Annotated in this window: 14 protein-coding genes; 9 read left to right on the top strand and 5 right to left on the bottom strand. The window is 43.7% G+C overall.

Annotation, left to right across the window (positions count from 1 at the left end; genetic code table 11):
- The first annotated feature begins 225 nt into the window (after positions 1-225).
- Complete coding sequence (locus NH399_RS10325; protein WP_253039977.1) at positions 226-618, top strand: DUF4878 domain-containing protein; 393 nt, start codon at positions 226-228, stop codon at positions 616-618.
- Between the two features lie 33 nt (positions 619-651).
- Here NH399_RS10325 and NH399_RS10320 read toward each other — a convergent pair whose 3' ends face one another.
- Positions 652-1,125, bottom strand: coding sequence for a hypothetical protein (locus NH399_RS10320; protein WP_253039975.1), 474 nt, complete (start codon positions 1,123-1,125; stop codon positions 652-654).
- 509 nt (positions 1,126-1,634) lie between these two features.
- Between NH399_RS10320 and typA the strand changes: the two genes are divergently transcribed.
- The 5 genes from typA to NH399_RS10295 all read left to right on the top strand — a co-directional run bounded on the left by typA (position 1,635) and on the right by NH399_RS10295 (position 6,528).
- Positions 1,635-3,461 carry a translational GTPase TypA gene (gene typA, locus NH399_RS10315; RefSeq protein WP_253039973.1) on the top strand — a complete coding sequence of 609 codons (1,827 nt, stop codon included), beginning with the start codon at positions 1,635-1,637 and terminating at the stop codon, positions 3,459-3,461.
- Positions 3,462-3,610: 149 nt separating this feature from the next.
- Positions 3,611-3,928, top strand: coding sequence for a hypothetical protein (locus NH399_RS10310; RefSeq protein ID WP_253039971.1), 318 nt, complete (start codon positions 3,611-3,613; stop codon positions 3,926-3,928).
- A 224-nt stretch (positions 3,929-4,152) separates the two neighbouring features.
- On the top strand, positions 4,153-5,133 hold the full coding sequence (gene pip, locus NH399_RS10305; protein ID WP_253039969.1) for a prolyl aminopeptidase: 981 nt from the start codon (positions 4,153-4,155) through the stop codon (positions 5,131-5,133).
- Complete coding sequence (dtd, locus tag NH399_RS10300) at positions 5,105-5,542, top strand: D-aminoacyl-tRNA deacylase (protein WP_253039967.1); 438 nt, start codon at positions 5,105-5,107, stop codon at positions 5,540-5,542. The genes pip and dtd overlap by 29 nt, the downstream gene beginning before the upstream one ends.
- A gap of 128 nt (positions 5,543-5,670) precedes the next feature.
- The gene (locus NH399_RS10295) at positions 5,671-6,528 is read left to right on the top strand and encodes a DUF805 domain-containing protein (protein ID WP_253039965.1); all 858 of its coding nucleotides are present in this window, start codon (positions 5,671-5,673) and stop codon (positions 6,526-6,528) included.
- A gap of 50 nt (positions 6,529-6,578) precedes the next feature.
- Here NH399_RS10295 and NH399_RS10290 read toward each other — a convergent pair whose 3' ends face one another.
- The 4 genes from NH399_RS10290 to NH399_RS10275 form a co-directional block, all read right to left on the bottom strand.
- Entirely contained in the window at positions 6,579-7,097 is a 519-nt protein-coding gene (locus NH399_RS10290; RefSeq protein WP_253039963.1) for an SRPBCC family protein, read from the bottom strand.
- Positions 7,097-8,980, bottom strand: coding sequence for an MFS transporter (locus NH399_RS10285; RefSeq protein ID WP_253039961.1), 1,884 nt, complete (start codon positions 8,978-8,980; stop codon positions 7,097-7,099). Before NH399_RS10285 ends, NH399_RS10290 begins: the two co-directional genes overlap by 1 nt.
- 30 nt (positions 8,981-9,010) lie before the next feature.
- Positions 9,011-9,808: a TatD family hydrolase gene (locus NH399_RS10280; protein ID WP_253039959.1), complete on the bottom strand. Its 798-nt coding sequence runs from the start codon at positions 9,806-9,808 to the stop codon at positions 9,011-9,013.
- 188 nt (positions 9,809-9,996) lie between these two features.
- Positions 9,997-10,989 carry a hypothetical protein gene (locus tag NH399_RS10275; RefSeq protein WP_253039957.1) on the bottom strand — a complete coding sequence of 331 codons (993 nt, stop codon included), beginning with the start codon at positions 10,987-10,989 and terminating at the stop codon, positions 9,997-9,999.
- Positions 10,990-11,128: 139 nt separating this feature from the next.
- Between NH399_RS10275 and rpe the strand changes: the two genes are divergently transcribed.
- Genes rpe through NH399_RS10260 form a run of 3 tightly spaced genes read left to right on the top strand, consistent with a single transcriptional unit; the run spans position 11,129 to position 13,097 of the window.
- A complete protein-coding gene (gene rpe, locus NH399_RS10270) occupies positions 11,129-11,809 on the top strand; it encodes a ribulose-phosphate 3-epimerase (RefSeq protein ID WP_253039955.1) in 681 nt (226 codons plus the stop codon).
- A 3-nt stretch (positions 11,810-11,812) separates the two neighbouring features.
- On the top strand, positions 11,813-12,496 hold the full coding sequence (locus NH399_RS10265) for a phosphoglycolate phosphatase (protein ID WP_253039953.1): 684 nt from the start codon (positions 11,813-11,815) through the stop codon (positions 12,494-12,496).
- A 19-nt stretch (positions 12,497-12,515) separates the two neighbouring features.
- The gene (locus NH399_RS10260) at positions 12,516-13,097 is read left to right on the top strand and encodes an aminodeoxychorismate/anthranilate synthase component II (RefSeq protein ID WP_253039951.1); all 582 of its coding nucleotides are present in this window, start codon (positions 12,516-12,518) and stop codon (positions 13,095-13,097) included.
- Positions 13,098-13,108: the final 11 nt, after the last annotated feature.

The following is a 13,108-nucleotide window of genomic DNA, read 5'->3' as shown; positions in this document are numbered from 1 at the left end:
TTATGTACAGACAATCAAATGCTAGTGGCATATTTGTTATACAAGAATGAATTTATAAAACGGAAAATATCCAATAGCAGGGTTAACTGGGTCGCGTTATTGTTCATTTTTCATCGAATTTAGTCAAATATTGACGCTCATGTCACGAAAACGAGGGTTGTAGAGGCAGTTGTTGGCAGCTGTTCTATACTCTGCATTTAGGGGAAACAAAAAAGAAGTGTTTGAATGAGATCATTAATTGTTATTGTTTTTATCGTATTGCTGACCTCTTGCGGTGTTGATCTGTCCAGTCCCGAGGCAGTGGCTGTCGAATATGTGGAGGCTGTGTATACCGCAAATACTAAGCGCTTCAAGATGTTAGTTGAAAAAAAACATTTGGAGTCAACAGAAGACTATCGCCTGTTTGTGACCGGAAAATCAACGGCACGAAGTACAACTCGTGAGTTTCGAGGAGGACTGGACACTATTGACGCGATAAAGACATCGATTACTAAGGATAGAGCAACGGTGAGAGTCAGAGTTGTGTTCAAAAAAGGTAAACAAAAGCGCTTATCGATTCGCATGCATAATGTCGACGGTGACTGGTTTGTGGATCCTATGTCCTGGTCTAGCTGGTAAGTTACCCCAAGGCGTGAAGCCTCGGGGACAAGGTTATTTTTTGTCTTGCTTCAGTTCTTGCTTGTGTTTTTCGTAAATGTTGAGTCGTTCTTCTTCATAATCCCGCTTGGGGGTGCCTTTTTTAACCGTCGATTGAATCTTGTCGTAGGCGGGTGTTGAGTCTTTGATTTCAAGCGCTTTTAGTATGGCGCTCCAGCCTTTGGTTCGGTGGAGCTGAAACTGGCGTTGTACTATATCAATATTGACTTTCTTAACCTTAGCGATAGACAGTGCCAGATAAATATCGCCAGGACTCCATTCGCGTTCTAGATGCAACTCTTCGTATTGCTCTTCTTTAATATCAAAGTTCTTCTTAAGCTTTTTGACATATTTATCTTTATCGCGACGGGCTTCGTGATCAATATTAATTAAATTACGATCCAGCTTTTTGTTTCCTGTCAGATAAGGGTTTGCAAAGGTTGTGATAGAACACAAACCAGCCACAAGCAGCAGAAATAGTTTTTTCATAAGAGAACTCGTTGGTTGTACTTGAATAACCATAGAGTTGAAAAATTTATTGCATGTGTCAAGAAAGTTAGCCAAGCGGGTGCTTTTTTTGTGACGAACACTGACTTAGCGGAAGAAAATCCGCGAGAAAATGTAAGAGAAACGCAGGACTTCGTATTTAACTATCGAGTGACCGAATTAATGAAATGTCATCTTTGCGCTGTATGATCGAGGCAAAGTTATTGGCGAGTTTTCGAAAGCGTTGTTTTGCTTTTTAGATATTAATAATAAAAACAAGAGGTTATATTGGTTTTGAGATGTTTGCCAAAGGCATCTATAAGAATCTTTTGCCAGCAGATTTTTTGTTAGCGAGTTAGTATTGATTTGCTATCTTTAAAATAAACTTAGGAACTTTAAATAGTTCATTCTATAATTGCTCGCTTTTATACCAGAGCCCGCTTTCGGGGCGACTTAGAATATGTACATTTATGTGTACAAGTTCTGTTTTTATATAAGGTCATGCACATAAAATGTCATCAAATATCAGCAACTTAAGAAACATTGCGATCATCGCACACGTTGACCATGGTAAAACTACCCTGGTTGATAAGCTATTACAGCAGTCAGGCACCTTGTCTGAGCGCGCGGCGCCTCAAGAGCGGATCATGGACTCTAATGATCTGGAAAAAGAGCGTGGCATTACCATCTTGGCAAAAAATACGGCAATACGCTGGAATGACTACCGTATCAATATCGTTGATACACCTGGACACGCTGATTTTGGTGGTGAAGTAGAGCGTATTATGTCGATGGTTGACTCAGTATTGCTGCTGGTTGACGCGGTAGACGGCCCTATGCCACAAACTCGCTTTGTAACGCAAAAAGCCTTTGCTCAAGGTCTAAAACCCATTGTTGTGATTAACAAAATTGACCGCCCTGGCGCTCGTCCTGACTGGGTTATGGATCAGGTTTTTGACCTATTTGATCGCTTGGGTGCAACAGACGAGCAATTAGACTTCCCCGTTGTTTATGCTTCTGCATTGAATGGCTATGCTTCTGACGATCAGGACACTCGCGAAGGTGACATGACAGCCTTGTTTCAGGCTATCGTCGATATTGTTGAGCCGCCCAAAGTTGACCTTGATGGTCCGTTCCAGATGCAGGTTTCTCAGCTGGATTATTCTTCTTATGTTGGTGCTATTGCGGTTGGTCGTATTACTCGTGGTACGGTACGTACTAACATGCCTGTTACTATCATCAACGCAGAAGGCAAAACTCGTAACGGTAAAATTGGCCAGGTGCTCGGTTATCTTGGTTTAGAGCGTGACGAAGTTGAAAGCGCGACGGCAGGTGATATTGTTGCGATCACGGGTGTTGAAGCCCCTAAAATTTCTGACACTATTTGTGCTCCAGAGGCGGTGGAAGCTTTGCCTGCGCTGTCTGTTGATGAGCCAACTGTGACCATGACTTTCCAGGTAAATAACTCGCCATTTGCAGGTAAAGACGGTAAATTCCTGACTTCTCGTCAGATCCTTGAGCGTCTGGATCGAGAGCTTATCCACAATGTTGCTTTACGTGTTGAGCAAACTGATGATCCTGATAAGTTTAAGGTATCGGGTCGTGGTGAGCTGCACTTGTCTGTATTGATTGAAAACATGCGTCGTGAAGGATTTGAGTTAGCGGTATCACGTCCTGAAGTTATCATGCGCGAAATTGATGGTGAAATGCAGGAGCCCTACGAAAATCTAACCATTGATATCGAAGAAGATCATCAGGGCTCTGTCATGGAGAAGCTGGGTGAGCGTAAAGCCGAAATGACCAACATGGTACCGGATGGGAAAGGACGTGTTCGTCTGGACTTTATGATTCCTGCCCGTGGCTTGATTGGTTTCCAGACTGAGTTCATGACAGCTACTTCTGGTAGCGGACTTATTTATCACACCTTTGATCATTACGGTCCTGCGGTTCCTGGTGCTTTGGCACAACGCCATAATGGGGTTCTTATCAGTAATGGTGACGGAAAAGCCTTAGGCTATGCGCTGTTTTCTCTTCAGGATCGTGGTCGTTTGTTTATTGACCATGGTGTGGAAGTTTATGAGGGCATGGTTATCGGTATCCACTCACGTGATAACGACCTGACGGTTAACCCGCTAAAAGGTAAGCAGCTAACTAATGTTCGAGCGGCTGGTACCGATGAAAACCTGGTATTAACACCGCCTATCCGCTTTACTCTGGAGCAGGCACTGGAGTTCATCGATGATGATGAGCTGGTTGAAGTGACTCCAAACAACATCCGCGTACGTAAGAAGTTCTTGAAAGAGCACGAGCGTAAGCGTGCGGCACGTTCTAAAGATTAATTTCTAGCCGTCGATAGATATCTCTGGTCTAAACTTTAAGGAACCGATGTCCGTTTTTACGGTCTATCGGTTCTGATCACAAAGTGGTGGCCAGCGACTTAGCTGTGCTGTCGAGGCTTTGTACAGCTAACTCGATAGGGGATGTTGAATTGTCCATTAAAATCATTGCAAGTCTTGTCGTTATTACCTTTCTTACGTCATGTGCAGAAACCAGTGCTCTTGACGTTACCCGTGCTTTATTAGGTTATGTTGAGCCGCCGAAAGCGGAACCCGTATTGGAATCATTAAAAAAGGAATATCGTCGCTGCATGGCCGAGAATCCGGAGCGTCCCTGCGTGCAAATTGCCTACGATAACATTCGTGATGAGCATGAGTTGGATGAGCGTGCACTGCCCAAAGGGTATGTTCGTATTATTCAGGGCGAAGTCGAAAAAGAAAACACAGATGCTAAAGAGTCTGAGCAATAGACTTTTTGCAAAGCAAAAAAAACCCGGCTTTCGCCGGGGTGTGTCAAATTTAAAATTGCAGGTAGGAGATTGACGATATCTACTCTATCGTAACCGCCGATCTATCTCTGTAAGTCATATCCTATTTCAATGTAAGACATTTCCTATTCATGAATAGAGATTTTTTCGCTCTCTTGCCTGACTTCTAGCGCTAGCGTGCTAACATAAAGAAAAAACGGCGGTTTATGATGCAGGTTCTGTACCCAGAAATAAAACCCTATGCCGAGCATTTGCTGGATGTTGGCAATGGGCATCAAATCTATATCGAAGAAAGCGGTTCTCCCAAAGGACTGCCCGTTCTTTATGTGCATGGAGGCCCAGGAACAGGGTCGATTTCTTATCATCGACGTTTTTTTGATCCCGAAAAATTCCGCATTATCCTTTTTGACCAACGTGGGTGTGGTCGTTCTCTTGCCGACAATGAATTAGAAGCCAATACAACCGAACATTTACTGCATGATTTAGAGGCGATAAGAGAGCATCTTGAGGTTGACCGCTGGGTGATATTTGGTGGCGGCTGGGGCGGTACTCTGGCGTTGCTCTATGCGCAAAGCTTTAACATGCGAGTTCATGGGCTGATCATTCATAGTGTTTTTCTGGGGCGTGAGGCCGATGTCGACTGGATCTTTCGTACCGGGATTCCCCGTTTGGTACCTGATTATTGGGAAGAGTTTGTGCAATCTCTTCACTCCAAGGACCATGACAACGTTTTGGAAGTGTTTTCTGATCGGCTGGGAGGGACGGACGAATTAGCACGTATGTCTGCTGCTAAAAGTTGGGCGACCTGGTATGCCAAAAGCAGCTTGCTCCATCATAGCAATGTCTGGATTAAACGCTTCCATGATCCTCATGTGGCGATGACAACGGCCAAAATCCAGGCTCATTACTTCCGCCAAAATTGTTTTCTCGAAGACAACCGGGTTATCGAAAATGCCCACAAGTTATCAGGAATTCCTGGCATCATCGTTCATGGACGTTTTGACCTGCTCTGTCCCCTCGATTCGGCCTGGTTATTGCAACACCACTGGCCTGAAGCCGAACTTCATGTTATAAGAGATGCCTGTCATGCGAACTTGGATCCGGGTATAACCGATGCTCTGGTTCGCGCTTCTAAAGATATGCATTGGATTGTAACGCATGATTGGACTGATTCAGCGAGTGACTGATGCACGAGTTGAAGTGAGTGGACAAATAACAGGACAAATCGAAAAAGGAATTCTGGCACTCATTGGTGTTGAAAAAGGTGATTCTCAAGAGCAAGCTGAGCGACTTATTCAAAAGATGCTGGGGTATCGCATATTTGAAGACGAAGCAGGAAAGATGAATTTGAGCTTGAATAATATTCAAGGCGGATTGCTGCTCGTACCTCAATTTACTCTGCCTGCGGACACTCGCAAGGGTACTCGGCCCAGCTTTAGTAGTGCCGCTGCACCAGAACTAGGTAAAGCCCTTTTTCATCACGCACTGGATTATGCGAAAAATCAGTATGAAAGTGTTGAAGCTGGTGTATTTGGAGCCGATATGAAAGTCTCTTTATGTAACGATGGTCCTGTGACTTTCTGGCTGAAAGTATAGTTTTTAAACGCATAAGAAACTTGTAAATTTAACAAAATTATTTAACAGATATTGAATGCTCTTGATATCAACTTTGTGATAATTAAGAGTGATGACAATATCAAATTGCAAATGAGTTGGAGGGTGTTTTGCAAGCAGCAAAATATAATGTCATTTTGACTGGTGAACTGATTCAAGAACGAGAGGTCGTTGTACCTGCTTTGGCCGCTTTGTTTAAAAAGAGCGAAGAGCAAATCGAGAAGATTCTTGCAAAAGCACCTAAAACTATTAAGAAAGAAGTGGACAAAGCGACCGCTGAAAAATTTGAGCGAGCCATCACTCAACGAGGTGCAGGTGTGCGCCTGGAAGCCATTAACGAAGAGCCTGAGGTTGCTGCGCCAGCTTGGACCTTGGAACCTACTGACGAAGAAGAAGCCGCTACATCGAATGATGGACCAGCGAACTTCCAGGTTGAGGGTGGTGAAGAAAACGAAGGCCAAATGATGGGGCATAGTTTAGAGGTGACTCCTCCGCCTGAAGAGCCTGCAGGTAACGATGTCGAAGAAGACTTTTATGCTGCGCCCGAAAGCGATGTGGTTGATTACAGCACTGTGCAGTATGTCGAGATGTCTCCGAAAGATATTCTATTATCTTTCAACGGACGCATTAATCGTCGCACCTGGTGGATGTACGGTTTTATCTTGCCGATGGTTTTATCTTTCGTCTTTATGTTTTTGTTTTCGTTGGTGGTAGGTACATCTGGCAGTGGCGGTGCTGGTGGCGGCATTGGTGTTATTATCATGGGTATACTAACGCTGGTTCTCATGGTGCTCATGATCTATGTCGGCATTACCGTTAATGTGAAACGTTTGCATGATCAGGACAAATCAGGCTGGTGGTATTTGATTGCGTTTATTCCTCTTGGAGGCCTGGTGATCTTTATTATGAATGGCTTTTTGGCTGGAACAGAAGGTGGCAATCAGTTCGGTTTTCCACAGGCCAGTTAGGTTGACGGGGTGTCGAAGTAGATTCGACACCCTTTTTTATCTACTCTTATTTATTCGTGCTCATTAATAATAACAGCAAGTTTATCGTAATCTTTCTGAGAATGGCTTTGCATCGCTGAGGTCATAAAAACAAACATAGAGCGCCACAAGATATTCTTTCCACTGACTCGATTGTTTACATTAATTTCTGTTTTATTGCCTTGAGCAACGAAATCAATCGCAATATCTACTGTCATCATTTCATTGTCTAGAGTGAAAGCAAAGTGCTTGTTTGGTTCTACCTTAGTGACCACCTCTTTCATCTTCATGACTTCGCCATCTTGCTCTATCGTTACCCACCATTCGCTGCCTTCTGTTAAAGGCTCACCTTTGATGTTTTCAAAGCTCTTGAAGCCCGTTAGCCATTTTTCTGTGTTGTTGCTATCGGTAAAAATTTGATAGGCCTTTTGCGGTGATGCATTGACGGTGATTGAATTCGTATAGGTAACGTCTCCAGAAAACACTCCTATACTTAAAAACAAGAGAACTAGAGCCGTTATTGCCTGGATTATTCTAATTAATATTTTCATTATTCATTCTCTTCTTTGTTCAGTTTTGAGACTTCATCAAACAATCGCTCGGCAGTGACTTCTTCTGCTGCGATCTGTTCGCCTATGTTTAAAGCGACTTTGGAACGAAACCGTCTTGGAATATTGCTCATTGCTGGGCCATCTTTGCGGCTAAAGAAGCTTCCCCACAAACCATCAAGATACATAGGAATGACAGGTACCGGTGTGCGTTGAATGATTTTTTCTATGCCAGGTTTAAAAACATTCATATTGCCATCGTAGGTGATTTTTCCTTCGGGGAAAATGCAGACTACCTCGCCTTTATCCAATACTTCCGCAACTTTATCGAAGGCTTTTTCCATAAGCTCAGGATTCTCTCTTGCTGGTGCAATGGGAATGGCCTTTGCCGTTTTAAAAATAAAGCTTAGGATAGGCGTTTTAAAGATCCTGTGGTCCATGACAAAGCGTATAGGACGACGGCTGCCCGCAGCGAGAATTAAGGCATCCATAAAGCTGACGTGGTTGCACACTAATACACAAGCTCCTTTTTCTGGAATGTTCTCGATGTCTTTTATCTTTAAACGATAAAAGATACTGACAAAGACCCATATTAAGAAGCGCATTAAAAACTCAGGCACCAGAGTAAAGATATACAGGGCAACTAGTGCATTCAGAACTGCGGTGACTAAAATAATTTCTGGAATAGAAAAGCCAAGTGTTATCAGGGTAATGGCCATGATGCCAGACATCACCATAAATAAGGCATTCATAATGTTGTTGCCGGCGATGGTTCGTGAGATATGCAATGGATCACAACGAGTTTGTATGAGTGCATACAGAGGAACGATAAAGAAGCCACCAAAAACACCAATGAGAATGCTATCGATAAACACGCGCCAGTTATGTGCATGTTGGAAAAACTCTATAATGCCAAGGGTTGGGCTGGCGTCGGCTGTGGTGTTAGCAAAATAGAGATCCAGGGTAAATATCGTCAGACCAATGGCCCCGAAAGGAACCAGACCAATCTCTACTTTGCGTCCAGAAAGTCTTTCGCATAGCATGGAACCTAGACCGATACCTAACGAAAACGCGGCCAGTATTAATGTGGCGATTTCTGACTTTCCACCCAGCGTATATTTTGTGTAGTTAGGTATTTGAGCCATGATGGTTGCACCGAAAAACCAGAACCAGGATATGCCCGCAACAGACAGAAACACCACTCTGTTCTTTTTCATAAAAGAAAAGTTTCTGTAGGTTTCCTTAAAGGTATTAAAGTTTATTTTTAGGTCCGGATTTACTGCTGGTGCCTGAGGAATTTTCCGGCTGAACAGATAGCCTGTGACAGCAATAAGAATAACTACTGAAGAAACAACATAAGGGCCAACGTCTGAAACTTCGATAAGAATGCCACCGAGGATCATTCCGAGCAATATGGCCAGAAAAGTGCCCATTTCTACCAGGCCGTTGCCTCCCACTAATTCTTCCTTGCTTAGGTGTTGAGGTAAAATGCCATATTTTATCGGGCCGAATATGGCTGATTGAGTGCCCATTAAAAACAGTACGCCGATCAAAAATGGAGTGCTTTGAAGATAAAATCCGATGGCAGCCAAAGACATTATAGCTATTTCGAGCAGCTTCACTTTTCTGATGATGCCGGACTTTTCATACTTTTCTGCGAGCTGGCCGCATGTCGATGAAAATAAAAAGAAGGGCAGTATAAAAATGATGGCTGCCAGGTTTGTTAAAAGCCCTGATTCTTCTTGACTGTCTCCGGCGACAGCAAAGGTGAAAAATATAAACAGTGCCGTTTTGTAGATATTATCGTTTAATGCGCCCAAAGCCTGGGTAACAAAAAACGGCATAAAACGCTTTTGTTTAAACAACTCAAATTGACTTCCGCTCATTCTTAAATCCTCAGCAGTTTATTGGTCACACTACAGTGGCCAGTTAAAGCAGTCTATGCTGTTCTGTGTTGTGATTGATTGTAATTCTGATGGAGAAACTTGATAGTGGCTGGCTAGCTCTTTGCCTATATGTGGCACTACTGATGGCAGATTTCGTCCATTCTTAGGTTTGGGTTTTAGATTTCTTGGTGTCAGGTAAGGCGCATCGGTCTCAACCATTAAGCGATTAAGTGGAATATCATTGAGAGCATCCAGTAGATCGTGATTTCTTCTTTCGTCACATACCCATCCTGTCACACCGATATAAATATCTAACTCGATATAGCGTTTTACTTGTTCTCGAGTGCCTGTAAAGCAGTGAATAACCAATGTGGTCAATTGTTCTCGATATTTTTGCAGCAGCGAAAGCATGGCATCATGGGCACTTCGTTCATGCAGCAGCAAGGGTTTCTGGTATTTGATGGCCAATTGTATCTGACGCTCAAAGACTTCCAGTTGAACATCCGCAGGAGAAAAGTTGCGGTCAAAATCAAGCCCACACTCACCGACCGTTACAACTTCGGGCGAACGAATGAGTTCTTCCAATGCTACCCATGAGGCCGCTGTCATCTCTTTGGCATCATGCGGGTGGCACCCTGCTGTCGCTTTCAGATGATCGGGATATGCGTTTGCCAATTTGACGGCTTGCCGACTATGCTCCAGATTAGTGCCCGTTACTAGCATGCGTTTAACATCGGCCTCAACCGCCTGATTGATAACCTCTTCACGGTCTTTATCAAAACGTTTGTTGGTAAGATTTACGCAGATATCTGTCCAAGTTGTTTTCATGAAGCAATCCTAACTGATTTCTTTGGGTTGCCAAGTACAGCGCTTCTGGTAGCAATCCATAATACCTGACGTCTTATTGTTGGCGACTCATCATTGAGAGGCTTTTTGCGGATTATATACCCAAAGTATTTCGAAAGGCAGGGGCGGTAAACGAACGCCGACCTCATTTAAAATACGACGGGCATAAGCTAGTTACAGTATAAAGGAATTTCGGTATGGCTATCGGCTTGTTGATCCAGCCGTAGGCTTACGTATTGCTGGTTGCCAAGACGAGCAGGCCAGCTAAAAGCGCCATTGTTGGATTGAGCGTTAAAGCGTATTTCTTTTTGGCTGCTCTTATAATCGGTTGAACGTTCTAGTGCCTTAAGGATGAGTAGTTGTTGCTTATGGTTTTGCTGCTGCTCATCTCGATAGGATAGGCGCAGGTAAAGAGAGTGTGCACAATGGTTTTTAAAACTAAAACGAAGAATTGTATCGGAAGCTTCGACCAGGTTTTGTTTCGGATACCAGTTGCTAATGGCTAATTTATCACCAGGGGAGAGTGACGTTGAGGCTTTTATAGGGGTTGAGCGATTGCTCAACCATTGAGCATCAATGGGATAATTCATGATGGATTCTTCATCATAAGGATATTGCCATACTTGATTGTTGGTTAATCGAGCATTGATTTGGGCGCAATGTTGGCGCAGTTCCGTATCTGACGTAAAAAGAGAGTTTAGCCTTTGTGAGCAGCTCTCTGCCTGTAAACGCAGCCATTGCTCGCCATAAGGCCAGTCTGGATGACGAAACTCATGTTCAAGGCCAAGTGCATGACCGAATTCATGCAAGATAATGCGTTGTCTTTGTTTCATTGTCGTTGAAGGTAGCGCAAGGCTTGCCAGACGCATCGTTGGTTCGTCGCTTGTCAGGGCATCATGACGGCCAAGCTGGGTGCCGTCGTAACCTTTAAAAGAAATCCGGATATGACTGATGGAGGGCTTCTGATGATAGAAACGAAAAGAAATATTGGCGTACTGGCTCCATTCAACAGCATAACGCTCGACTAATGAACGCCAGACTTTATCACCATCCAGAAACCATACGTTGAGTTGACTTCCTGCTGGCCAGCGCTTATCTGGCGCTATCACAGCAGCCTGTGCAAATTGAATGATGAAGAGTGAGAAAATCGTTAAGTAACGCATGGGGATCGGGTTTGTTCTGGGAGAGGTTACTTTGACATATTCTGCTTGCTTTGACCACTTGGCAGAGGTGGAAACATTTTTGAGATAAAGCGGATTTTAAGTACAATATAGGCAGTTTAATTATTTCTGGACCAGATTCATGTCAAATTCTCCTGTTATTGCTCCTTCAATCTTGTCTGCTGATTTTGCTCGTTTGGGTGAAGAAGTGGATAACGTCATTCAGGCTGGCGCTGATTGGGTGCATTTCGACGTAATGGATAATCATTATGTTCCTAACCTGACCATTGGGCCGATGGTGTGTAAAGCGCTGCGAGACTATGGCATCAAGGCTCCTATTGATGTTCATCTGATGGTTGAGCCAGTGGATCGTATTATTCCTGATTTCGCTAAAGCTGGAGCCGACTACATCACGTTTCATCCTGAAGCGTCTAAGCATGTCGATAGAACCATTCAGGTGATTAAAGACCATGGCTGCAAAGCCGGGCTAGTTCTTAATCCTGCCACACCGACCCATTGCCTTGAGTATGTGCTCGAAAAGCTGGATATGGTGTTGCTGATGTCGGTAAACCCTGGCTTTGGTGGGCAATCTTTTATTCCATCAACACTGGATAAATTGCGTCAGGTAAGAGCTTTGATTGATAGCAGTGGCCTTGATATTCGATTGGAAATTGATGGCGGCGTTAAAGTGGATAACATTGCAGAGATTGCAGCGGCCGGTGCCGATACCTTTGTTGCTGGCTCAGCGATATTTAATGCTGAGGATTATGCTGAACGTATCACTCAAATGCGTGAGCAATTAGCGACTCAACAGCGAGCTTAGTGAGTGGAGCATCAACTCTTAATATTTGATCTGGATGGCACTCTGATTGAGAGCCTTCCAGATATCGCTCTGGCAACGGATAAGATGTTGATGGAGTTGGGCTATCAACCTGCTGGAGAGCAGCGGGTTGGCGAGTGGATTGGCAATGGTATGGCAAAACTTATTGAGAGAGCTTTATATTCTCAACTCGAACAAATACCGGAAGCCGATACACTCAAGCTGGCGATTGAAATTTTTCAACGACACTACCACCAATCGCTCGGTGAAGCCTCAAAACTTTATCCTGGAGTACAAGAGCATTTGGAACTGCTTAAGACTAAGTATCGTCTGGCTTTATGTACGAACAAGCCCAAAGTGTTTACTGAGTTGTTATTAAAGCAGTTTAAGTTGGAGCACTTGTTTGAATGGGTGGTTTGTGGCGATTCGTTAGCGCAAAAGAAACCCTCCCCTGAGCCTCTATTATGGATATGCGAACAAGCCGATATTTTGCCCAGTCATTCGCTGATGGTAGGAGATTCTCATAACGACACTAAAGCTGCTCACGCTGCCACTATGTCATGCGTTTGTTTTAGCTACGGCTATAATCACGGACGTCCTATTACCGATGAGTTTGATGGCCCTGTCTTTGATCATTTTGAGCAGCTTCACGATTGGCTACAGCTGAATTCTTCTATAGCTCATACCTAATACAGTTAGAAATTATTCCATGTTATTAATGCTCGATAATTTTGATTCCTTTACGTATAACCTTGTTCAGTATTTTCGTGAGTTGGGCGCTGACTTATGTGTAAAAAGGAACGATATTTCTTTATCGGAAATCAAACGATTAAAGCCGGAGAAAATTGTGGTTTCGCCTGGCCCTTGTTCGCCCAATGAGGCGGGTGTGTCACTTGAAGTGATTCGCCATTACGCTGGTGTGGTGCCGATTTTAGGTGTGTGTTTGGGTCATCAGGCCATTGCTCAAAGCTTTGGAGCAAAGGTTGTGAGAGCTAAGCAGGTAATGCATGGAAAGACATCAGGAATTTATCATAATAATGACGGCGTCTTTAAAGGGCTAGCGCCAGGATTTAAAGCCACACGTTATCATTCATTAACGGTTGATGAGCATACTTTGCCTGATTGTTTTGACATTACTGCATGGACACAAAGTCAAACAGGTCAGCGGGAATATATTATGGGAATACGACACAAACAGATGCCGTTAGAAGGAGTGCAGTTTCATCCAGAAGCTATTTTGACAGAGTTTGGTCATCAACTACTGCAGAACTTTCTGGATGGAACTCAATAGAGGCTCTTTAA

The sequence above is a fragment of the Pleionea sp. CnH1-48 genome (assembly GCF_024124665.1).
Lineage (GTDB): Bacteria > Pseudomonadota > Gammaproteobacteria > Enterobacterales > Kangiellaceae > JAMXSB01.
Note: the sequence above shows the minus strand (reverse complement) of the source record. Positions and strands in the feature narration are given on the sequence as shown.

What these genes read in the sequence shown, in the direction of transcription:
- pip (WP_253039969.1), top strand. Translation starts at nt 4,153, where the DNA reads ATGATGCAGGTTCTGTACCCAGAAATAAAACCCTATGCCGAGCATTTG.
- typA (WP_253039973.1), top strand. Translation starts at nt 1,635, where the DNA reads ATGTCATCAAATATCAGCAACTTAAGAAACATTGCGATCATCGCACAC.
- NH399_RS10280 (WP_253039959.1), bottom strand. Translation starts at nt 9,808, where the DNA reads ATGAAAACAACTTGGACAGATATCTGCGTAAATCTTACCAACAAACGT.
- NH399_RS10285 (WP_253039961.1), bottom strand. Translation starts at nt 8,980, where the DNA reads ATGAGCGGAAGTCAATTTGAGTTGTTTAAACAAAAGCGTTTTATGCCG.
- NH399_RS10320 (WP_253039975.1), bottom strand. Translation starts at nt 1,125, where the DNA reads ATGAAAAAACTATTTCTGCTGCTTGTGGCTGGTTTGTGTTCTATCACA.
- NH399_RS10325 (WP_253039977.1), top strand. Translation starts at nt 226, where the DNA reads ATGAGATCATTAATTGTTATTGTTTTTATCGTATTGCTGACCTCTTGC.
- rpe (WP_253039955.1), top strand. Translation starts at nt 11,129, where the DNA reads ATGTCAAATTCTCCTGTTATTGCTCCTTCAATCTTGTCTGCTGATTTT.
- dtd (WP_253039967.1), top strand. Translation starts at nt 5,105, where the DNA reads ATGATTGGACTGATTCAGCGAGTGACTGATGCACGAGTTGAAGTGAGT.
- NH399_RS10260 (WP_253039951.1), top strand. Translation starts at nt 12,516, where the DNA reads ATGTTATTAATGCTCGATAATTTTGATTCCTTTACGTATAACCTTGTT.
- NH399_RS10290 (WP_253039963.1), bottom strand. Translation starts at nt 7,097, where the DNA reads ATGAAAATATTAATTAGAATAATCCAGGCAATAACGGCTCTAGTTCTC.
- NH399_RS10275 (WP_253039957.1), bottom strand. Translation starts at nt 10,989, where the DNA reads ATGCGTTACTTAACGATTTTCTCACTCTTCATCATTCAATTTGCACAG.